Below are 19,781 nucleotides of genomic sequence, written 5' to 3'. Positions count from 1 at the left end.
TTCCGACGCTCGTACCGCGCACGTCCCGCACTGCCGGTCCTCGTGCGGACCGGTCCCGCCGATCTGGAAGGATCCCGGCATGGCCGCATCCCCGAGCACCGCCAGAGCCATCAACGACCGGCTCGCCCTGCGCCTGCTCCAGCGCGAAGGCCCGCTGGCCGCAGGGCAGTTGAAGCAGCTGACCGGTCTGTCCCGGCCGACCGTCGCCGACCTCGTCGAGCGACTCACCGCGGCCGGTCTCATCGAGGTGGTCGGAGAGACGGGAGAGCAGCGGCGCGGGCCCAACGCCAAGCTGTACGGGATCGTCGCGGGCCGGGCGCACCTGGCCGCGCTGGACGTCCGCACCGAGGGCGTCACCGTGGTCGTGTCGGACCTCGTCGGCGAGGTACTGGCGGAGGCCGCCGTGCCCATCACCGGGGACGCCGGGACGGGCCAGGCGGTGGAACAGGCGGTGGCGCTGGTCGAACGGACCGTGAAGGAGGCGGGCGCCGACCGGCTGCACACCGTCGGGATCGGCGCGCCGGGGCTGATCGACCCCGCGACCGGCGAACTGCGCGACTCCACGGGCCTGCCCGAGTGGCACCGCCGCCTGGTCGCCGCCCTCCAGGAACGGCTGCCCGAGGCACGCGTCAGCGTGGAGAACGAGACCAACCTCGCCGCGCTCGCCGAGCAGCGCGACGGGGCGGCCCGGGACCGGGACACCTTCGTCCTGCTGTGGCTGGGACACGGCACCGGCGCGGCCGTGATCCTCGACGGCACCCTGCGCAGGGGCGCCTCGGGCGGCACGGGGGAGATCGGCTTCCTCCCCGTCCCGGGCACCAGCGGCCTGCCGTCGGCCACCGACTGCGAGGGTGGCTTCCACTCCCTGGTGGGGGCGGCGGCGGTCGCCGGGCTCGCGGCGGAGCACGGCGTCACCGCGGAGCCCGGGGTCGATCCGGTCGCGGCGGGGGCGGTGCGGACGGCGGTCGCGGCGGCCGGACCGGCGTCCGCGCCCGCACGCTTCCTCGACACCCTGGCCGACCGGATCGCGGTGGGCGTCGCATCGGTGGTCGCGCTGCTGGACCCCGGATGCGTGGTGCTGGGCGGGGAGGTCGGCCAGGCCGGCGGCGAGGCACTCGCCGCCCGGGTCCAGGACCGCCTGACCGCCCTCTCGCCGCTGCCCGCCGAGGTCCGCCCCAGCACCCTGGGGGGCGGCGCGGTCCTGCGCGGCGCGCTGCTGACCGCCCGGGACCAGGCCCAGGACGAGCTCTTCGGAGCCCCGGAACACTGATCACCGACGCGGCGCGTTCCCGAACCGGGCCGCCAGGAACTCGTCGAACGTGCCCGTGCCGACCGCTCGCTCCGGCGTGAGGTGACCGCCGTCGCGGAACGCCTGGTAGGCCGCGCCGCGCAGGGGGATCCTCGCCACCGCGCGGCGGCGGCCCGTGGCCTTCAGATAGGCGCGGGCCAGGGAGTCGAACGTCCGCACCTCCGGGCCGCCCATGTCGTCGACGCGGCCCGCCGGAGCACCCTGGGCCAGCTCGGCCAGGCGTTCCGCGACCTCCGTGACCTCGATCGGCTGGTCCTTCACCCGGGCCGGCAGCAGGAGCACCGGCAGCTTGGCCATCCCCCGCAGGACCATGAGCAGCAGATCGTGGAACTGGGTGGTGCGCAGCACCGTCCAGCCGAGCCCCGACTCCTCGACCATCCGCTCCACCGCCAGCTTGGACTTGTAGTAGCCGAACGGCACCCGGTCGACGCCGACGATCGAGATGTACACGAAGTGCCCCACCCCGGCCCGCCGCGCCGCCGCGATCAGGTTGCGCGCGGCCTTCTCGTCGCCACCGCGCTGTGACGTCGCGCAGTGCACGATCGTGTCCGTCCCCGCGACGGCCTCGTCCAGCCCGCTCCCGCCCTCGCGCAGATCGACGGCGTACGGCTGTGCGTGCCGGCTGAGGACCCGCACCTCGTGCCCGTCCGCCCGCAGCCGCCCGGTGACGTGCCGGCCGAGCGTTCCGGTACCACCGGTCACCAGGATCGTGGTCATGCTGTTCAGCCCCTTCGGACACCGGGCACTCCCCGCCGGAGTGCCCTACGCCGGCCAGGACCGATCGGACGCCGTCGATGTGACATCGGCCCCGCGACCGGCACCCGCGCACCCGTGCGCCCGCGCCGGCCGGCGTCGTACGGAGTCCAGCTTCTCCGGGTTCGGTGCCGGGCGCACCCGCGCGTGGTGAGGCCCGGCGGCGGGCAAGGGCCGTCGTCACCGCCGCCGGGCCGGTCCTGTACGGGGGTCAGCAGGCTCCCTGGTCCCGCCAGACCCCCCATTCGCCGGTGGTGCCGGGCTCCTCGCCCCGCGTCCACCACTGCGCCTTCCAGACGTGTCCCGCGTGGGACACGACGCTGCCCCCGCCGTACGCGGTCGAGGCGCTCCAGGCCGGCTCCGCGCAGTCGCCCGGCTCACCGGGCGGCGTCGTCGGCGGGTCCGTCGGGGTGCCGGGCCCCGGCCCCACCACGGTCGTCCCGCGTGCCAGGTCCCCGGCCAGGGCGTACGTCCTCCCGCCGAAGGTCGCCGTCCAGTTCGACGGCGTGGACACCGGCAGGTGGTACACGAAGTCCAGCTCCACCGACGCGCCGGGGGCGAGCGACTGCCAGGCCGGCAGCTTCAGCGACACCCGGTGGTAGTCGCCCTTCAGGCCGCCCACGTTGCCGCCGGTGTGGTCGGAGCGGATCACCGTGGTGCCCCAGCCGGACTGGTCCTTGGCGTTGCCGGGAGCGGACGTCCCGTAGTCGAACCGGAATTCCGTGCCTCCCGGCAGGGCCGTCGACGTGTTGTTGGTGATCCTCAGCTTGGGGCCGATCGGGTAGTTGGAGTCGCCGAGCGGGAACTGCCCGAAGTCGACGCCGACGTCCAGGGCCTCGGACGGCATGTCGGTCGTCGCGCGCGTCGCGCCGTAGGGCGGGGCCGACTTGAACGCCTCGTACATCGTGGTCGTCAGCGTCGAGCCCGGCTCATACTGCCCCTCGGCCGCGTTCCAGCCGTAGTCGCCGGCCAGTTCCCACACCATCGTGCCGCCGATGCCGCGGTCCACGACGTAGTCGGCCTTCGCCCGCACGGACTGCTCGTCCTCGGTGGACAGGAACACCTTCTTCTCGGCGTTCCACAGCCAGGGCGCGACCAGCGTGGAGTCGTACTTGCGGGCGTAGGTCCCGGTCAGCTTCGTGTCGGCCGGGAAGCCGTAGTCGCTCACGTAGTCCCCGACGACGCCCTTCTCCAGGTTCTTGGCGTGCCACATCGGGTTGGAACCCGCGGGCGACTCCTTCCCGGCGGTGTCCAGGTCGTGCCAGAGGTTGTCGATCCCCGTCGCGCCGTCGCCGCACTTGGTCAGTCCGGAGCCCGCCGGGCAGTTCGTGGAGGGTGCCCTGCCCCACAGCCCGTCGGTGCCGCCGGTGACGTTCTTGAAGCCCCGCGTGTAGTACGGCAGTCCGATGTTGATGCGGCCGGCCGGCATCGAACCGCGGAAGTAGTGGTACGCCCAGTCGGTGTTGAGGTAGCCGATCCCGCCGTACTGCGAGGTCGTGTAGACGCCCGCGGCGGCCAGCTCCGCGTCCTTGCCGTCGTCGAAGAGGGAGGCGTTCGGGCCGACGTACTCGTTCCAGGCGCCGTGCAGGTCGTACGACATGATGTTGACGTAGTCCAGGTACTTCTGGACCTGGAAGGTCTCCATGCCGCGCAGCAGGTAGCCGGACGAGGGAGCCGCCACCGTCAGCAGGTAGTGCCTGCCGTCCGCCGCCCCCGCGCGGTCGAGCTTCTCGCGCAGCGTCTTCATCAGCGCGGCGTAGCCCTTGACCAGGCCGGCCCGGCGAGCGTTGGCGACGGACCGGTCGAGCGGGTTGCCCGCGTCCTTCATCGTCGTGGGGTACTCGTAGTCGATGTCGACGCCGTTGAAGCCGTACGTCCTGATGAAGTCGACCGCCGACTCGGCGAAGGTGTCGATGCCCGCCTGGTTGACCGAGCCGTCGGCGTTGGTGGCCATGGAGTAGAAGCCGCCGGAGTCCACCCGGTTGCCCGCGTCGTCGAAGTAGCCGCCGGTCTCGGCCCAACCGCCCACCGAGATGAGCGTCTTGACGTCCGGATGCTGCTTCTTGAACTTGTTCAGCAGATTGAAGTGGCCCTGGTAGGGCAGCTGCGGATCCATCCCCGCGCCGGCCACGTCCGGCCAGGTCATCCCCGTCGCCGGGTTCGTGGCGCCGTCCGGGCCGACGGAGATCTTGTTGCCCTTGTCGACGTGCGCGAACGCGTAGTTGATGTGGGTGATCCTGTCCCACGGGATGTCGGAGGCGAGGTAGGCGGGCTTTCCGTCCTTGCCGGTGCGCCAGCCGGTGAAGTAGCCGATCACCCGCCGCTGGTGGTCGGAGCCCATCTTCTCCCGCCCGGCCGAGTCGTAGACCGAGCAGTACGGGACGTCGACCCCCGGGGTCCGGTACAGGCCGTCGGGACGGCAGGACTCCTGGTCGGCGGCGTGCGAGACGGAGGCGGGCAGGGCCGCGAGCAGCAGGCCCGCGACGGCGGCGGCGGAGGCGAGCAGCGCGGGTCTCGCACCGGTGCGTGTGGGGGACGGCACAGTGGATTCCTCTCCACGGAAGTTGCGCAGACCCTAAGAGGACTAGACCATCGCGTCAATAGGTATGGACCAATTCGGCTCGTCAAGGAGCGTCGACACGAGGGGAGTTGCCCTTCGCGCGACGCTCGGCAGTCCCCGGGTCACCGCCTGTGATCCACTCCACATCCCTCGCCCGCATGGACGACGGCCGGTCGTGGCAAACTGGCCCTGTACCAGTAGCAGCGCACTCCGGGGTCGGTGAAAGTCCGAACCGGCGGTTACAGTCCGCGACCCGGTCGCCTCCAGCGGCCGGTTGACCAGGTGAAATTCCTGGACCGACGGTTAAAGTCCGGATGGGAGGCAGTGCGCGGCGGGCGGGCATCCATGCGCGCCGCCGTACCGGTTCGCCGTCGTGGTGAGCCCTGTCCGGCGTCGCTCCCGGTGTCCTCGCCCGTACTTTCTGTCGTCATCGACAGCCCCGGAGTCCGTGCCCGAAGAGGCAGGAGGACCCGGGAAGTGTTCACCGGAATCGTCGAAGAGCTGGGCGAGATCACCGCCGTCGAAAACCTCGACGACGCCTGTCGCTTCAGGCTGCGCGGCCCCGTCGTCACCCAGGGCGCCCGGCACGGAGACTCCATCGCCGTCAACGGTGTCTGCCTCACCGTCGTCGAGCACGAGGGCGACGAGTTCACCGCCGACGTGATGGCCGAGACCCTGAACCGCTCCAGCCTCGGCGTCCTCACCGTCGGATCGCGCGTCAACCTCGAACGCCCCATGGCCGTGGGCGGGCGCCTCGGCGGCCACATCGTGCAGGGACACGTCGACGGCACCGGCGAGATCATCGAGCGCACGCCGTCCGAGAACTGGGAGATCGTGAAGATCTCCCTCCCCGCGGACCTCTCCCGCTACGTCGTGGAGAAGGGCTCCATCACCGTCGACGGCATCAGCCTCACCGTCGTCGACGCCGGACCCGACTACTTCACCGTCAGCCTCATCCCCACCACCCTCGCCCTGACCACGCTCGGCACCAAGCAGCCCGGCGACCCGGTCAACCTCGAGGTGGACGTCATCGCCAAGTACGTCGAGCGGATGCTCGGGGACCGCGCCATCGGTGAGGGGGCGGCCCGGTGAACTGGCTCAACTCCGAGGCGTTCACCCTCTTCGACCAGCACATCAAGTGGTCGGACATGATCGGCAACGTCGTCGGGCTCGTCGCCCTCGCCCTCGGCTGGCGCCGCTCCATCTGGACCTGGCCCGCCCAGTTCGTCTCCGGCCTGATCCTCTTCGCGGCCTTCGCCACCGCCCACCTCTCCGGCAGCGCCGGCAAGCAGATCGTCGTCATGCTCGTCGCCGCGTACGGCTTCCGGCAGTGGAACCGCGGCCGGCAGCAGGCCCAGGACGGCTCCATCGCCGTACGGTTCGCCACCAACCGCGAACGCGTCCTGCTGGTGGGCGCCGCGCTCGTGGGCACCCTGGCCGTGGGCGGGCTGTTCACCCTGTACCCGTCCCTGTCCTGGGACCCCTGGCCGGACGCCTACATCTTCGTCGGCACGATCGTCGCCATGTACGCCCAGGCCCGCGGCATGGTCGAGTTCTGGTTCGCCTGGCTGCTCGTCGACCTCGTCGGCGTCCCGCTGAACTTCGCCAACGGCTTCGCCTTCTCCGGATTCGTCTACGTCCTCTACGGCGCGCTGGTCCTGTGGGGACTGCGCGACTGGTGGCTGCGCTCACGCGACGCGCGGCCCGCCCTGGAAGGAGCGCCGGCATGAGCGCCCACCCGTCTCCCGTCACCACCCCGAACGAGGCACTTCGCCCCGCCCCTGTGATCCCACCCACCCTGTACGGCACCGAGGACTTCGCCGACCTCACGCTCGACCCGGTCGAGAGGGCCGTCGCCGACATCGCGGCCGGCCGTCCGGTCGTGGTCGTCGACGACGAGAACCGCGAGAACGAGGGCGACCTCGTCATCGCCGCCGAGAAGGCGACCGAGGAGATCGTCGCCTTCATGATGAGCGAGTGCCGCGGCCTGATCTGCGCCCCCATGGAGGGCGAGGAACTGGACCGGCTGCGGCTGCCGCAGATGGTCGACGACAACAACGAGTCGATGAAGACCGCGTTCACCATCTCCGTCGACGCCTCCGCCGCCCACCGAGTGAGCACCGGTATCTCCGCCGCCGACCGCGCCACCACGCTCCGGCTGCTGGCGGCCGGCACCGCCGAACCCGCCGACTTCGTCCGCCCCGGCCACGTCTTCCCGCTGCGCGCCCGCTCCGGCGGCGTGCTCGTGCGCAACGGCCACACCGAGGCCGCCGTCGACCTGGCCCGCCTCGCGGGGCTGCGCCCGGCCGGCGCCATCGTCGAGATCGCCGGCGAGGACGGCCGCATGCTGCGCCTGCCCGAACTGATCCCGTTCGCCCGCAAGCACGGTCTGACGATCATCTCCATCGAGGACCTGATCGCCTACCGCCGCTCCGCCGAACCCACCGTCCGCCGCGAGGCCGAGGTCCATCTGCCCACCGCCCACGGCACCTTCACGGCGTACGGCTACCGCTCCACCGTCGACGGCGTCGAGCACGTCGCCCTCGTCCACGGCGAGATCGGCGACGGCGAGGACGTCCTCGTCCGCGTCCACTCCGAATGCCTCACCGGCGACGTCTTCGGCTCCCGGCGCTGCGACTGCGGCCCCCAGCTGGACGCCTCCCTGGACCGCATACAGGCCGAGGGCCGCGGCGTGGTGGTCTACCTGCGCGGACACGAAGGCCGCGGCATCGGCCTGGTGTCCAAGCTGCGCGCCTACGAACTCCAGGAGCGCGGCCGGGACACCCTCGACGCCAACCTCGAACTCGGCCTGCCCGCCGACGCCCGCGACTACGGCGCCGGCGCGCAGATCCTCGCCGACCTCGGCGTCCGCGGCGTCCGCCTGATGACCAACAACCCCGACAAGTCCGACGCGCTCGCCCGCCACGGCATCGAGGTCACCGGCCGCGAGCCGATGCCCGTCACCACGAGCGAGCACAACCTCCGCTACCTGCGCACCAAGCGGGACCGGATGGGCCACGACCTGCCCTGGCTGGACACGCCGACCGTGCCCGCCTGCGGCAACCAGTAAGAGAACCACCAAGGAGAGACGTGAGCGGCAAGGGTGCACCGGAACTGTCCGTACGCGACGTGGGGGACCTGCGGGTCGCCGTCATCGCGGCACAGTGGCACGAGAAGGTGATGGACGGACTGGTGGACGGCGCCCTGCGCGCCCTGCACGACCTCGGCATCGACGAGCCGACCCTGCTCAGGGTCCCCGGCAGCTGGGAGCTCCCGGTCGTCGCCAAGGTCCTGGCCGACCGCGGCTACGACGCGGTCGTCGCCCTCGGCGTCGTCATCCGCGGCGGCACACCCCACTTCGACTACGTGTGCCAGGGCGTCACCCAGGGCCTCACCCAGGTCTCGGTCGACACCGGTGTGCCCATCGGCTTCGGCCTGCTCACCTGCGACACGGAGGAGCAGGCCCTCGACCGCGCCGGACTGCCCGGCTCCAACGAGGACAAGGGCCACGAGGCCGTCACCGCCGCGGTGGCGACCGCGGCCACGCTGCGTTCCGTATCCGAACCCTGGCGGTGAGCAGTCCCCGTCACCGCGTAGGGTAAGGACCACCATGTCCAAGAAGACGTTCGAGGAGCTCTTCACCGAGCTCCAGCACAAGGCCGCCCACGGTGACCCCGCCACCTCCCGCACCGCCGAGCTGGTGGACAAGGGCGTCCATGCCATCGGCAAGAAGGTCGTCGAGGAGGCCGCCGAGGTCTGGATGGCCGCCGAGTACGAGGGCAAGGAGGCGGCCGCCGAGGAGATCTCGCAGCTGCTGTACCACGTCCAGGTGATGATGGTCGCCCGCGGCATCTCCCTCGACGACGTCTACGCCCACCTGTAGAACCGACGTTCGCGACACAGACCCCCTCACACAAAGGAAGCCGACCTCATGCTGCGCATCGCCGTCCCCAACAAGGGTTCACTGTCCGGCCCTGCGGCGGAGATGCTGCATGAGGCCGGCTACCAGCAGCGCCGCGAATCCAAGGAACTGCGGATCGTCGACCCGGAGAACGAGGTCGAGTTCTTCTACCTCCGCCCCCGCGACATCGCGATCTACGTCTCCTCCGGCCGCCTCGACATCGGCATCACCGGCCGCGACCTGCTGGTCGACTCCGGTGCCAAGGCCGAGGAGATCCTGCCGCTCGGCTTCGCCCGCTCCACCTTCCGCTACGCCACCAGGCCCGGCACGGCGAACGGCGTCACCGACCTCAGTGGCTTGACGGTCGCCACCTCCTACGAGGGCATCGTCGCGGGGCACCTCGCCGACCACGGCATCGACGCCTCCGTCGTCCACCTCGACGGCGCCGTCGAGACCGCCATCGAACTGGGCGTCGCCGACGTCATCGCCGACGTCGTCGAGACCGGCACCTCCCTGCGCAACGCGGGCCTGGAGGTCATCGGCGAGCCGATCATGACGTCCGAGGCGGTCGTCGTCCGCCGCACCGGAGGCGCCGACGAGGCCGACGAGACCGTCGAGCCCAAGGTGCAGCAGTTCCTGCGCCGTCTCCAGGGCGTCCTGGTCGCCCGGACGTACGTGATGATGGACTACGACTGCCGGGTCGAGCAGCTGGAGAAGGCCGTCGCGCTGACCCCGGGCCTGGAGTCCCCGACCGTGTCCCCGCTGCACAACGAGGGCTGGGTCGCCGTCCGCGCGATGGTCCCGTCCAAGGAGGCCCAGCGGATCATGGACGACCTGTACGACATCGGCGCCCGCGCCATCCTCACCACGGCCATCCACGCCTGCCGCCTCTGACCGGGCCCCGGAGCAACGCCATGTCGGATGTCACCCCGGACCAGCTGCCCGCCCTGCCCGTCACCTTCCGCCCGGGCCGCACCCGCACCGTGCTGCTCACGGCCGGCACCGCGCTGTTCCTGGTCATCACCCTGATCGCGCTCCTGCTGGAGCAGCTCGGCCCGGGGGAGCGGATCAGCTTCGTGTTCACCGCCGCGCTGCTGGCCGGTGTGCTGTTCCTGCTGGCCCGGCCGAAGGTCGTCGCCGACGAGACGGGTGTCACCGTCGTCAACATCGTGAGCAGGCGCCGTCTGGAGTGGGCGGAGATCCTTCAGGTGAACCTCCGCCCCGGTGATCCCTGGGTCTTCCTCGACCTCAGCGACGGCACCAGCCTGCCCGCACTCGGCATCCAGCCGGGCATCGCCAGGCAGCGCGCCGTCGCCGACGCGCGCGCCCTGCGGGCGCTCGCCGAGGCGCGTTCCACCGCGGGCCCCGAGACACCCCGGGGCTGACTCCCGGCAGGTACCTGCCGCAGTCGCCCATGTCTTGATTAATCTGGTGGGCGGAGGCGCGCCGACAGCGCCTTTGCCCCTGCCGCCCCGCCCGGTGCACAGGGGCTCCTGCTACCCGAGGAGTGACCCTCTTAGGCGATGGACGGATCGTCCTGCAGTACGTGCGCCGCCCCCTGCCGACATAGCGCGGACCCGTTCCACACGGTTCGCGCGCATGCGGAGGCGGCGGCATCATGACCACCCCTGTGCTGCTTCTCGCAGCCGCTTTCCTGCTGATTCTCGCCAACGGATTCTTCGTGGCCGCCGAGTTCGGCCTGGTCACCGTCGAGCGTCCGGACGCCGAACAGGCCGCCGCCGACGGCGACCGGCGGGCCCGCCGGGTCGTCGAGTCGCTGAGGGAACTGTCGTTCCAGCTCTCCGGCACGCAGCTCGGCATCACCATCACCTCCCTCGTCGTCGGCATGCTGGCCGAGCCCGCGCTCGCCGAACTGCTGCACGGCCCCTTCACCGGCATCGGCATCCCGGCGGGCGCCGTCCCCGGTGTCGCCGTCGCCGTCGGCATGCTGCTGGCCTCCGCCGTGCAGATGGTGATCGGCGAGCTCGTGCCCAAGAACTGGGCGGTCTCCCGCCCTCTGCAGGTCGCGCGGTTCGTCGCCGGCCCCCAGCACGCGTTCGCCCGCCTGTTCCGCCCGGTCATCGCCGGGCTGAACGCCGTGGCCAACCGTCTGGTGCGCGCCCTGGGCTTCGAGCCCGCCGAGGAGCTGGCCTCCGCCCGCACCCCCGCTGAACTCGTCTCCCTGGCCCGGCACTCCGCCCAGGCCGGCGCCCTGGAACAGGACACGGCGGATCTCTTCGTGCGCACCCTGTCCCTGGCCGAACTGACCGCGCAGCACGTCATGACCCCGCGCGTGAAGGTCAGCGCCCTGCAGTCCTCGGCGACCGCCGAGGACGTGGTCAACCTGACCCGGGCGACCGGTCTGTCCCGCTTCCCCGTCTACCGGGAGCGGATCGACGAGATCGTCGGCATGGTGCACCTCAAGGACGCCCTCGCGGTCCCCGCACGCGAGCGCCTGCGCACCCCCGTGGGCCGCATCGCCCGCCCGGCGCTGCTGGTCCCCGAGACCCTGCCCGTACGACCGCTGCTCACCCGCCTGCGCAGCGAACAGCCCATCGCGGTCGTCGTCGACGAGTACGGCGGCACGGCCGGGGTCGTCACACTGGAGGACATCGTCGAGGAGATCGTCGGCGAGGTGCGCGACGAGCACGACGGACAGGACGTCCCCGAACTCGCCGTCGCCCCGCCGGAGGACGGCAACCCGGCCTGGGACGTCGACGGCGGCGTCCGCGTCGACATCCTGCAGCGCATAGGCCTGGAGGTGCCCGAGGGCCCGTACGAGACGGTGGCCGGCCTGGTCGCCGATCTGCTCGGCCGGATCCCGGCCGTCGGCGACCGCGCGGAGCTGCCGGGCTGGCGCCTGTCGGTGCGCCGCGTCGGCCACTACCGGGCCGAACGGGTCCGCCTGGTACGAACGGCCCCGCTGCCTCTCGTGGAGGCGGCCGGATGAGCGTGCTGCAACTCCTCTTCGCCGCGCTGCTCGTGCTCGCCAACGGATTCTTCGTCGGCGCCGAGTTCGCGCTCGTGTCGGTCCGCCGCAGCCAGATCGAACCGCTCGGCACCGCCCGCGCCCGCCAGGTCCTGTACGGCCTGGAGCACCTGCCGCAGATGATGGCGGCGGCCCAGTTCGGCATCACCGTCTGCTCCCTGACCCTGGGCGCCGTCGCGGAACCGACGGTCGCCCATCTGCTGGAGCCCGTGTTCGAGTGGATGCACCTGCCGCACGGCATGATCCATCCGCTCGGCTACGTCATCGCGCTCGCCGCCGTGGTCTTCTTCCACCTCGTCATCGGCGAGATGGTCCCGAAGAACCTGGCGATGGCGGCACCCGAGAAGGCCGCGCTGTGGCTGAGCCCCGGGCTGGTGTGGTTCGCCCGGCTGTGCAAGCCGGTCACGATCGCGCTCGGCGCCTGCGCCCAGGCCATCCTGCGGCTCTTCCGCGTCGAGCCGAAGGACGAGATCGAGGCCGTGTTCACCAGCGAGCAGCTGAACCGGCTGGTGGAGGACGCCGGCCAGGCGGGCCTCCTCGACCCCGAGGAGGCCGAGCGTCTCGAGGACGCCCTGGAGCTGGGGTCCCGCCCGGTGACGGACGTCCTGCTGGACAGCGGGTCGCTGGTGACGGTCACGCCCGCGGTCACCCCGGGGGAGATCGTGGGACTCACCGCCCGCACCGGGTACTCCCGCTTCCCGGTGGCCGCGGACGGCGGCGCCTTCATGGGCTACCTGCACGTGAAGGACGTACTGGAGCTGGAGGACTCCGACCGCGCCGTCCCGCAGCACCTCTGGCGCCCCATGACGACGCTGCGGCCCGAACTCCCGCTGGACGACGCCCTCACGGTGATGCGACGCGCCGCGACGCACCTCGCCCAGGTGGCCGACGCGTCCGGCAAGGTCCTGGGCCTGGTCGCCCTGGAGGACGTACTGGAACTCCTGGTCGGCGAAGTCCGCGACCCGGCCCACCGTGAGGTGGCGGTAACGGCCCAGAGGACGAGCGGAACACCGGAGGAGGTGCCTGCGTAGCTGCGGGCAGTGGTGCCTCGGCCCCGTGCCTGAACGGCGTGGGAGGTGCCCCCCTGGACGCCACGGGGGGCGAGGGGAGTGTGTCCCCCCCCGCTCGAGCGGAGCCGAGAGCGGGGGAGGCGCCCCGCAGGCGCGGGCAAGCCCGACACCCCCCGAGGCGCCCCGGCGCCGGTGCCTCACATCGGCGTCGGATCCTGCGGGCCCCGCCCCGACAGCACCTCTCCATACGCCTGCATCAGATCCGGCAGCCGCAACGTCGCCAGATCGTCCCGCGTCAACGCCCCGGGATACACCGACAACCGCAGATCCCGGTACGCACAGCTCTTCTCGTACAGCGTCCGCAGGAACCGCCCGTTGCCCAGCTCGTCGATCCACCCCTGATCCACCACATGCCCGGCGATCGACCGCAACTCGTCCAGCGCCTCCTCGTCCCAGGCGTCCCCGTTCTCGGCGGCCAGCACCTCGCCGATCGCGGTCAGCTCCAGCGGCCGGTAGGAGGGGAAGTCCACGCGGGAGGTGAACCGGGACGACAGTCCCGGATTGGCGGCCAGCAGCCGGTCCATGCCCTCCGGGTAGCCGGCCAGGATCACCACCAGGTGGTCGCGGTTGTCCTCGGCCCGCTTCAGCAGCACCTGGAGCGCCTCGTCGCCGTAGGCGTCGCCCTTGCCGTAGCCGGAGTTGGAGAGCGAGTAGGCCTCGTCGACGAACAGGACCCCGCCGAGCGCGGAGTCGATCAGCTCGTTGGCCTTGACGGCGGTCTGCCCGAGGTACTCGCCGACCAGATCCGCCCGCTGGGCCTCCACCAGATGGTCGCCGCCGAGCAGTCCGAGGGCGTAGAAGACGCGGCCCAGGATGCGGGCCACCGTGGTCTTGCCGGTGCCGGAGGGGCCGGAGAAGACGAAGTGGCGTTTCGGCGGCTGCACCGGCAACCCCTGGCCGGACCTCAGCCGGGCCATGTTCAGCTGCGCCGACAACGCCTTGACCTGGCGCTTCACCGGCTCCAGGCCCACCATGCGCTCGAGTTCGGCAAGCGCCTCCTCCAGGAGCGCGGGGTCGGTGGGCCCCGTGGGCAGCGGAGTCCCCGAGGTACCCGCGCGCTCGCGCACCGACGGACCGGTGACCGACGGGAGGGGAGCCGGTGACGGCTCGGGCTCGGACAGCCTGAGGTCGCGGCCCTCGGTGCCGAAGAGCGGGTCGAGCATGTCGGGGCCGTCCATCATGTCCTGTCCGGCACCGGTGAGGGTGATCGCGGCGAGGTCGGCGGAATCGCCGTCGTACCCGTCGCCCTCGGCGATCGCGGCGAGCCGGGCGGCGGTGTCCATGAAGGCCGGGTCGACCCGGTGCACGGCCCGGTACAGGGGGAGCGCGGCCGCGCTGCGGCCGGTTCCCTCGTGGGCGCGGGCCAGCCAGTAGCGCAGCTCCTTGCGCTGCGGCTGTTCGCTGCGGCACCGCATCAGCGCCGCCGACAGCAGCGGTTCGGCCTGTCCGTACATCTCCAGACGCACCCGGGCCATGCCGGCGAACAGGCCCGCCTCGATGCCCAGCATCGGGTCGTCCACCAGCGGATCGGTGTGCCGGACCAGCTGCTCCCAGTCCTTGACCAGATAGGCACGGCAGGCGTGCAGGAAGCGGACCTGCGGATCGGTGTCCACCGGGGGCAGTCCGGCGAGCGCCCGGTCCAGTTCGGGGACGTGACGGCCGTCCAGCCAGTGGGAGGCGTGCGCCAGCAGCAGATCCCGGGGGCTCTCCAGCACCGGTTGCACCCACCAGCCCAGCCAGTACCAGGAGTTGAGCGCCCGACGGTGCCGGGCGCGCTGTTCGCCGAAGCGCTCGCGGTGCCGGAACATCCTGAGCAGCGCGGTCGTCGTGTCGACGCGCAGCGCGTGCAGCCCGAGCCAGCCGTCGGCCATCCCCGGGTCGATCCGCACCGCGGCCCGGAACTCCTCCTCCGCCTGCGGATAGGCGCCCATCGTGTAGGCGTCCACGCCCCGCAGCCAGGCGAGGTCGGCCGGGGCTTGCGGGCCCTGCGTGCCGAAGTCCATCACGTCCCCCACAAACCGTGCCCCCGTCGGTGTGCCGGCCGGCACCTCGGCCGTCGGCTCCCTTGGTCGAACCGCTGTGCCGCGGACCGGAGTTGCAAGGTGCGCGAAGCAGCGTCCGTAGGTCGCACCGAGGGCATCGTACCTGCGGCGGCGTCACGTCCGTAGGGTGCCGCGCACGTCAAAGGACGAGGCCGGACGGGAGAGTGCGGACCACGCTCGGTGACCCAGGGTGATCGTCATATGCCACAGAGCGGCCGGAAAATGTGAAGAGGGCAGAACGAAGCCCCCGATCACGGGGGAACAACCGGGGGCTTCGCGTCTGCGGGCGACCCCGAAGGACCGCACATTGAGAACGTAAGACCTGTACGGGCCCCCGGTCAAGCCGAGTTGGGGCACTCCGGCAACTTGTCCGGGACCGCTCTTCACAGGATCACCACATTGCGGATGACTCGTCACCGAGCGTGAGCGGAGGGGCTGATTCACCCGTCCCGGCAGGCCCGGGAAGCAACACGTATCCCTTCCGGCGCTGTCGCACCAGAAGGTCGGCGAACGGACGTGAGGGGTCGCCCGCGAAGTGCTCGCGCTCCGCGCGGACCCATCCGTCCCAGAACTCCCGCTGCTCCTCCCCGTCCCGCGCCCTCCCCCGCGACCAGGACTCCTCCCGGGGCAGGTCCATCCACAGCAGCAGCGCCAGATGCGGGCGCAGCGCCCGGCGTCCCGCGCCGACCCCCTCCACGACGACCACGGGGGCGGGCGGCAGCGGGCGGGGCGGTCCGAAGCGGCGGGTCCGCCAGTCGTACGGGGCGTAGTGCGCGGTCTCGCCGCGGCCGAGCGGTTCGATCACCTGGCTCAGCAGCCGTCCGGTCCAGCCGAACAGTTCCTCGTGACGGGCGACGTCGTCGAGCCGCAGCACGGGAGCGCCGTCCAGAACCTCCGCCAGCTCTCCGGCGAACGTCGACTTCCCGGAGCCGGCGTGTCCGTCGACACCGACGAGCCGGACCGGGCCGCAGGACGGGCCGAGCCGGCGGATACGGGCGGCGAGATCGTGAATGGCTGGTTCCCGGGGTGCTCAGAGCTGACGCAAGCACTCTAGGGCCTGTCTGACGATTCGCGTCGTCGCCCGCAGGGCGGCCTCGCGGCGTCAGGTGCGTGCTCTCGGCGTGCCGGGCGTAGAGCCTCGTACTGGATGTACTCGGCTCCGCGCCCGGGGCGGGTCCCGTTATTGGTCGAGTCCCATGTTGGTCGGCGCGGCACGGCCCGGGTGCTGGCAGGATGCGCCCGGCTGCGTTCATAGTTGGCGCACACCCGCTCCATCCGGCGGACGTACGCCGTCCGCCGGCCGTGCACTGGTCCTGTCCCGACTCCGACACCTGGGGGTCCTCCACCCATGAGCAGAGCCGAACTGCCCTCCCGCAGAACCCTCCTGGCCGCGGCGGTCGTCGCCGCCGTCGCCGGGAGCGCGGGCCCGGCGACCGCCGGGACCGTGACCGGCGGCGCCACCGACACCCCGGACGCCGGCCGGGCCGCCGCCCGCGCCGTCGACAACCGGGCCTGGACCTCGTACGCCGACTGGCGCAGCGGCACGGCCGACGGGACCCGCGCCGTCGCCGGCGCCCGCCCCGGCCTGGTGATCGCGCGAGCCGCCGGCACCACGGACTACACCGACCCGCACACCGGCCGCACGGCCCGGTGGGAGTACGCGACCTGGACCTCGCCCGTCCACCGCCTGGACGTTCCGGCCACGGAGGCGATCGCCTCCTGGAACGCGCACACCCCCGAGGGCACCTGGCTCCAGGTCGAGCTGAAGGGCACCTACTCCGACGGCACGCACAGCCCCTGGTACGTCATGGGCCGCTGGGCGGCCGGGGACCAGGACATCCGGCGCACCTCGGTGGACGACCAGAGCGACGGCCGCAGCAGCGTCTGGACGGACACCCTCGCCGTCGACGACGCGGCCTCGGGTCTGCGGGTCGTCTCCTACCGGCTGCGCCTCACCCTCCACCGCCGCCCCGGCACGGGCCTCACCCCGACCGTGTGGCGGGTCGGTGCGATGGGCTCCGACGTCCCCGACCGGTTCACCGTCCCCGCCTCCACGCCCCGTCTGGCCCGGGAACTGGTCGTCCCGCGCTACTCGCAGGAGATCCACAAGGGCCAGTACCCGGAGTACGACAACGGCGGCGAGGCCTGGTGCAGCCCGACCTCCTCGCAGATGATCATCGAGTACTGGGGCGGCCGGCTCACCGAGGAGCAGGTGTCCTGGGTCGACCCGTCCTACGCCGACCCGCAGGTCTGCCACGCGGCCCGGCACACCTACGACTACCAGTACGCGGGCTGCGGCAACTGGCCCTTCAACGCCGCGTACGCGGCGACCTTCAAGGGCCTCCAGGGCGTGGTGACCCGCCTCGGCTCCCTCGCCGACCTGGAGACGCTGATCGCGGCGGGCATCCCGGCCATCACGTCCCAGTCGTTCCGCGAGGAGGAGCTGACCGGGGCGGGCTACGGCACGTCCGGGCATCTGATGACGGTGATCGGCTTCACCGCCGACGGCGATGTGATCGCCAACGACCCCGCCTCGGACGACAACGAGGCCGTGCGCCGGGTCTACAAGCGGCGCGAGTGGGAGAACATCTGGCTGAGGACCAAGCGGTACAACGCCTCGGGCAAGGTCGTCTCCGGCACCGGAGGGGTCTGCTACCTCTACTTCCCGGCACGTTCGACCCCGAGCCAGCGAAAGGCGCTCGCGGCGGTGGGGGTGCGCTGAGCCGCTTCGTCCGGCGGGCCCCGGACGACCGGGGTCCGCCGGCGCGTGTGACCAACGTCTCGGCCGCACGAGCCACCCCCGGTGGCAAGGTGGACAGGGCCCCGGGGGGAGTCCACCGCACCACCGACACCAGCGAGAAGCCATGACCGCGAACGCAGCCACCGTCACCCGTGCCCGCACCGGCGGCCCGCAGGAGGACGGTCCGAAGATCCTCGAGCACGTCATGGGATGGACCCTCGTCGTCGTGATCGCCATGTTCGTGACCCAGCTGGGACTGCTGTGACCGGAGCCCTCGGGCTGCTGTGACCCGGCCCTCCGGTGACCTGCCATACTGCGGCGGACGTCCCGCCGCCCGCAGGAGACCTGGGTCGACAGTGAACATCAGCCGGCAGTCGGCCGTGCGCCCCGGCGCGCGCGGCACCGAGCGCTCCTCGGCGCGTCGCGCCGAACTCATCGCCATCGGACGGCGGCTGTTCGCCGACACGTCGTACGACGCGCTCTCCATGGACGACATCGCACGCCAGGCGCATGTCGCCAAGGGGCTGATCTACTACTACTTCCACTCCAAGCGGGGCTACTACCTGGCGATCGTCGAGGACTCGGTGGCCGGTCTGGTCACCCTGGCGGCGAGCGAGGGCGAGCTGCCGCCCGTGGAGCGGGTGCACCGCACCATCGACAGTTATCTGCGGTACGCCGAGCACAATCAGGCCGCCTATCGCGCGATCGTCAGCGGCGGCATCGGCTTCGACGCCGAGGTGCACGCCATCCGGGACGGTGTGCGCGAGGCGATCGTCGCGACCGTCGCCGAGGGCGCCTACGGCCGCACCGACATCGCGCCGTTGGCGCGGATGGGGCTGCTGGCCTGGGTGTGCAGCGTCGAGGGGGCCGCGCTCGCCTGGATCGACCGCGGTGACCTGCCCCGCGAGACGATGCGCGAGCTGCTGGTGAGGACGCTCGGCGGGGCCATGCGCGCCATCGAGGAACTGGACCCCGCCTACCCGGCCCCGGCGCCCGCCCGCCGCGACCGCTGAGCCGGCCGGACCCGGACGGCGCGGGGGCCGGAGGTCCCCCCGTGGAACCTCCGACCCCCCCGCGCGCTCGCAAGGACTACCGGATCGCCTTGATCAGCTCCCCGTCGGCGGTGTCGCCGCTCAGCTCCCAGAAGAACGTGCCGCCCAGACCCTGCTCGTCCTTGTAGGTCATCTTGGTCGCGACGGTCTCCGGGGTGTCATAGCTCCACCAGTCGTTGCCGCACTTGGCGTAGGCCGTGCCGGCCACCGTGCCGGTCGCCGGGCACTTGGTCTTGAGCACCTTGTAGTCGTCGATGCCCTGCTCGTACGTGCCCGCCGCCGGGCCCGTCGCGGTGCCGCCGGGTTCCGACCCCGTGACGCCGGTCCAGCCGCGGCCGTAGAAGCCGATGCCGAGCAGCAGCTTGTGGGCGGGGATGCCGAGACCCTTGAGCTTCGCGATGGTCGCCGAGGAGTGGAAGCCGGCCTTCGGGATGCCGTCGTACGAGGTCAGCGCCGAGTGCGGCGCGGTGGGACCGGCGGCGTCCCAGGCGCCGAAGAAGTCGTACGTCATCGGGTTGTACCAGTCGACGTACTGGGCGGCGCCCGCGTAGTCCGCGGCGTCGATCTTGCCACCCGCCGTGGCGTCCGCGGTGATCGCCGCGGTGACCAGGTTGCCGGAGCCGAACTTGGCGCGCAGCGCCGACATCAGGTTCCGGAAGGCGTCCCGGCCGCTGGTGTCGCAGGTGGCGCCGCAGGCGTTCGGGTACTCCCAGTCGATGTCGATGCCGTCGAAGACATCGGCCCACTTGGAGTTCTCGACCAGGTCGTAGCAGGACTGCGCGAACGCGGCCGGGTCCTTGGCGGCCTCGCCGAAGCCGCCGGACCAGGTCCAGCCGCCGAACGACCACAGGACCTTGAGGTCCGGGTGCTTCTTCTTGAGTTCGAGCAGTTGGTTGAAGGTCCCGCGCAGCGGCTGGTCCCAGGTGTCCGCCACGCCGTCCACGGACTCGGCGGCCGTGTAGGTGCGCTCGGTGGCCGCGTAGGAGTCGCCGATGGCGCACTTGCCGCCGGTGACGTTGCCGAAGGCGTAGTTGATGTGGGTGAGCTTGTCGGCCGAGCCCGATGTGTCGATGTTCTTGACGTAGTACTTGCGGTCGTAGGTGCCCCATTCGGTGAAGTACCCGATGACCTTCGAACCGGCGGCGGCCTCCTGGGCCGAGGTCGCGGCGGCCGTGGCGGTCGAGGCGCCCGCGCCGGCGAGCAGTCCGGCGCCGAGCACGGCGGCGCAGGCCGCGGACACGAGCGCCCGCAGGGTGCGGGGACGGTGGGGGGATGACATCCAGTGTCTCCTCGTGGGGGGAGGGGAAACGCGAGCCGGATTGGCATGAACGCGGTGACTCGGTCGGTGCGAAACACTAGGAGGAC

General features: G+C 71.7%; 18 protein-coding genes and 1 riboswitch. Of the genes, 13 read left to right on the top strand and 5 right to left on the bottom strand.

All coding sequences use genetic code 11. From position 1 onward, the window contains the following. Positions 1 to 79 precede the first annotated feature (79 nt). Complete coding sequence (locus tag IE178_RS05535; RefSeq protein ID WP_193511510.1) at positions 80 to 1,270, top strand: ROK family transcriptional regulator; 1,191 nt, start codon at positions 80 to 82, stop codon at positions 1,268 to 1,270. On the opposite strand, the gene IE178_RS05530 is transcribed toward IE178_RS05535, so the two are convergent. Both IE178_RS05530 and IE178_RS05525 read right to left on the bottom strand, forming a co-directional pair. Continuing rightward, positions 1,271 to 2,026 (bottom strand): SDR family oxidoreductase, encoded by a 756-nt coding sequence (locus tag IE178_RS05530; RefSeq protein WP_193511509.1) that lies wholly within the window; start codon positions 2,024 to 2,026, stop codon positions 1,271 to 1,273. A 247-nt stretch (positions 2,027 to 2,273) separates the two neighbouring features. Then, the gene (locus IE178_RS05525; RefSeq protein WP_193511508.1) at positions 2,274 to 4,604 is read right to left on the bottom strand and encodes a chitinase C-terminal domain-containing protein; all 2,331 of its coding nucleotides are present in this window, start codon (positions 4,602 to 4,604) and stop codon (positions 2,274 to 2,276) included. Positions 4,605 to 4,823: 219 nt separating this feature from the next. Further along, positions 4,824 to 4,954, top strand: a riboswitch (FMN riboswitch). 145 nt (positions 4,955 to 5,099) lie between these two features. On the opposite strand from IE178_RS05525, the gene IE178_RS05520 reads away from it, so the two are divergent. The 9 genes from IE178_RS05520 to IE178_RS05480 all read left to right on the top strand — a co-directional run bounded on the left by IE178_RS05520 (position 5,100) and on the right by IE178_RS05480 (position 12,543). Then, positions 5,100 to 5,714 (top strand): riboflavin synthase, encoded by a 615-nt coding sequence (locus IE178_RS05520; RefSeq protein WP_184765690.1) that lies wholly within the window; start codon positions 5,100 to 5,102, stop codon positions 5,712 to 5,714. Then, the gene (locus IE178_RS05515; RefSeq protein WP_193511507.1) at positions 5,711 to 6,352 is read left to right on the top strand and encodes a nicotinamide mononucleotide transporter family protein; all 642 of its coding nucleotides are present in this window, start codon (positions 5,711 to 5,713) and stop codon (positions 6,350 to 6,352) included. Before IE178_RS05520 ends, IE178_RS05515 begins: the two co-directional genes overlap by 4 nt. Next, positions 6,349 to 7,692: a bifunctional 3,4-dihydroxy-2-butanone-4-phosphate synthase/GTP cyclohydrolase II gene (locus IE178_RS05510; protein ID WP_229875833.1), complete on the top strand. Its 1,344-nt coding sequence runs from the start codon at positions 6,349 to 6,351 to the stop codon at positions 7,690 to 7,692. Before IE178_RS05515 ends, IE178_RS05510 begins: the two co-directional genes overlap by 4 nt. Before the next feature lie 20 nt (positions 7,693 to 7,712). Then, entirely contained in the window at positions 7,713 to 8,198 is a 486-nt protein-coding gene (ribH, locus tag IE178_RS05505; RefSeq protein WP_184765692.1) for a 6,7-dimethyl-8-ribityllumazine synthase, read from the top strand. Positions 8,199 to 8,232: 34 nt separating this feature from the next. Continuing rightward, complete coding sequence (locus IE178_RS05500) at positions 8,233 to 8,505, top strand: phosphoribosyl-ATP diphosphatase (RefSeq protein WP_004990764.1); 273 nt, start codon at positions 8,233 to 8,235, stop codon at positions 8,503 to 8,505. A 48-nt stretch (positions 8,506 to 8,553) separates the two neighbouring features. After that, positions 8,554 to 9,417, top strand: coding sequence for an ATP phosphoribosyltransferase (hisG, locus tag IE178_RS05495; RefSeq protein WP_184765693.1), 864 nt, complete (start codon positions 8,554 to 8,556; stop codon positions 9,415 to 9,417). A 20-nt stretch (positions 9,418 to 9,437) separates the two neighbouring features. Beyond that, complete coding sequence (locus tag IE178_RS05490) at positions 9,438 to 9,908, top strand: PH domain-containing protein (protein ID WP_184765694.1); 471 nt, start codon at positions 9,438 to 9,440, stop codon at positions 9,906 to 9,908. 233 nt (positions 9,909 to 10,141) lie between these two features. Then, positions 10,142 to 11,473: a hemolysin family protein gene (locus IE178_RS05485; RefSeq protein WP_184765695.1), complete on the top strand. Its 1,332-nt coding sequence runs from the start codon at positions 10,142 to 10,144 to the stop codon at positions 11,471 to 11,473. Further along, positions 11,470 to 12,543: a hemolysin family protein gene (locus IE178_RS05480; protein ID WP_193511506.1), complete on the top strand. Its 1,074-nt coding sequence runs from the start codon at positions 11,470 to 11,472 to the stop codon at positions 12,541 to 12,543. The genes IE178_RS05485 and IE178_RS05480 overlap by 4 nt, the downstream gene beginning before the upstream one ends. A 176-nt stretch (positions 12,544 to 12,719) precedes the next feature. Here the strand turns inward: IE178_RS05480 and IE178_RS05475 are convergent, their stop codons facing one another. Both IE178_RS05475 and IE178_RS05470 read right to left on the bottom strand, forming a co-directional pair. Continuing rightward, the gene (locus IE178_RS05475) at positions 12,720 to 14,585 is read right to left on the bottom strand and encodes an AAA family ATPase (RefSeq protein WP_193511505.1); all 1,866 of its coding nucleotides are present in this window, start codon (positions 14,583 to 14,585) and stop codon (positions 12,720 to 12,722) included. Positions 14,586 to 15,015: 430 nt separating this feature from the next. Next, entirely contained in the window at positions 15,016 to 15,636 is a 621-nt protein-coding gene (locus IE178_RS05470) for a uridine kinase family protein (protein ID WP_193511652.1), read from the bottom strand. Between the two features lie 336 nt (positions 15,637 to 15,972). On the opposite strand from IE178_RS05470, the gene IE178_RS05465 reads away from it, so the two are divergent. The 3 genes from IE178_RS05465 to IE178_RS05455 all read left to right on the top strand — a co-directional run bounded on the left by IE178_RS05465 (position 15,973) and on the right by IE178_RS05455 (position 18,377). Continuing rightward, on the top strand, positions 15,973 to 17,346 hold the full coding sequence (locus IE178_RS05465; protein ID WP_193511504.1) for a C39 family peptidase: 1,374 nt from the start codon (positions 15,973 to 15,975) through the stop codon (positions 17,344 to 17,346). A 142-nt stretch (positions 17,347 to 17,488) separates the two neighbouring features. Continuing rightward, positions 17,489 to 17,629 carry an SCO1431 family membrane protein gene (locus IE178_RS05460; protein ID WP_184766336.1) on the top strand — a complete coding sequence of 47 codons (141 nt, stop codon included), beginning with the start codon at positions 17,489 to 17,491 and terminating at the stop codon, positions 17,627 to 17,629. Between the two features lie 91 nt (positions 17,630 to 17,720). Further along, positions 17,721 to 18,377 carry a TetR/AcrR family transcriptional regulator gene (locus IE178_RS05455; protein ID WP_184766337.1) on the top strand — a complete coding sequence of 219 codons (657 nt, stop codon included), beginning with the start codon at positions 17,721 to 17,723 and terminating at the stop codon, positions 18,375 to 18,377. 76 nt (positions 18,378 to 18,453) lie between these two features. Here the strand turns inward: IE178_RS05455 and IE178_RS05450 are convergent, their stop codons facing one another. Beyond that, positions 18,454 to 19,695, bottom strand: a complete 1,242-nt coding sequence (locus IE178_RS05450; RefSeq protein WP_193511503.1) for a glycoside hydrolase family 18 protein — start codon at positions 19,693 to 19,695, stop codon at positions 18,454 to 18,456. Positions 19,696 to 19,781: the final 86 nt, after the last annotated feature.

The organism is Streptomyces griseoloalbus, from assembly GCA_014650015.1.
Taxonomy (GTDB): Bacteria; Actinomycetota; Actinomycetes; order Streptomycetales; family Streptomycetaceae; genus Streptomyces; species Streptomyces griseoloalbus.
Note: the sequence above shows the minus strand (reverse complement) of the source record. Positions and strands in the feature narration are given on the sequence as shown.

Excerpts from the sequence above, each read along its gene's own strand:
- IE178_RS05535 (WP_193511510.1), top strand. The coding sequence starts at position 80 with ATGGCCGCATCCCCGAGCACCGCCAGAGCCATCAACGACCGGCTCGCC.
- IE178_RS05530 (WP_193511509.1), bottom strand. The coding sequence starts at position 2,026 with ATGACCACGATCCTGGTGACCGGTGGTACCGGAACGCTCGGCCGGCAC.
- IE178_RS05510 (WP_229875833.1), top strand. The coding sequence starts at position 6,349 with ATGAGCGCCCACCCGTCTCCCGTCACCACCCCGAACGAGGCACTTCGC.
- IE178_RS05500 (WP_004990764.1), top strand. The coding sequence starts at position 8,233 with ATGTCCAAGAAGACGTTCGAGGAGCTCTTCACCGAGCTCCAGCACAAG.
- hisG (WP_184765693.1), top strand. The coding sequence starts at position 8,554 with ATGCTGCGCATCGCCGTCCCCAACAAGGGTTCACTGTCCGGCCCTGCG.
- IE178_RS05490 (WP_184765694.1), top strand. The coding sequence starts at position 9,438 with ATGTCGGATGTCACCCCGGACCAGCTGCCCGCCCTGCCCGTCACCTTC.
- IE178_RS05485 (WP_184765695.1), top strand. The coding sequence starts at position 10,142 with ATGACCACCCCTGTGCTGCTTCTCGCAGCCGCTTTCCTGCTGATTCTC.
- IE178_RS05480 (WP_193511506.1), top strand. The coding sequence starts at position 11,470 with ATGAGCGTGCTGCAACTCCTCTTCGCCGCGCTGCTCGTGCTCGCCAAC.
- IE178_RS05475 (WP_193511505.1), bottom strand. The coding sequence starts at position 14,585 with ATGGACTTCGGCACGCAGGGCCCGCAAGCCCCGGCCGACCTCGCCTGG.
- IE178_RS05465 (WP_193511504.1), top strand. The coding sequence starts at position 15,973 with ATGAGCAGAGCCGAACTGCCCTCCCGCAGAACCCTCCTGGCCGCGGCG.
- IE178_RS05460 (WP_184766336.1), top strand. The coding sequence starts at position 17,489 with ATGACCGCGAACGCAGCCACCGTCACCCGTGCCCGCACCGGCGGCCCG.
- IE178_RS05450 (WP_193511503.1), bottom strand. The coding sequence starts at position 19,695 with ATGTCATCCCCCCACCGTCCCCGCACCCTGCGGGCGCTCGTGTCCGCG.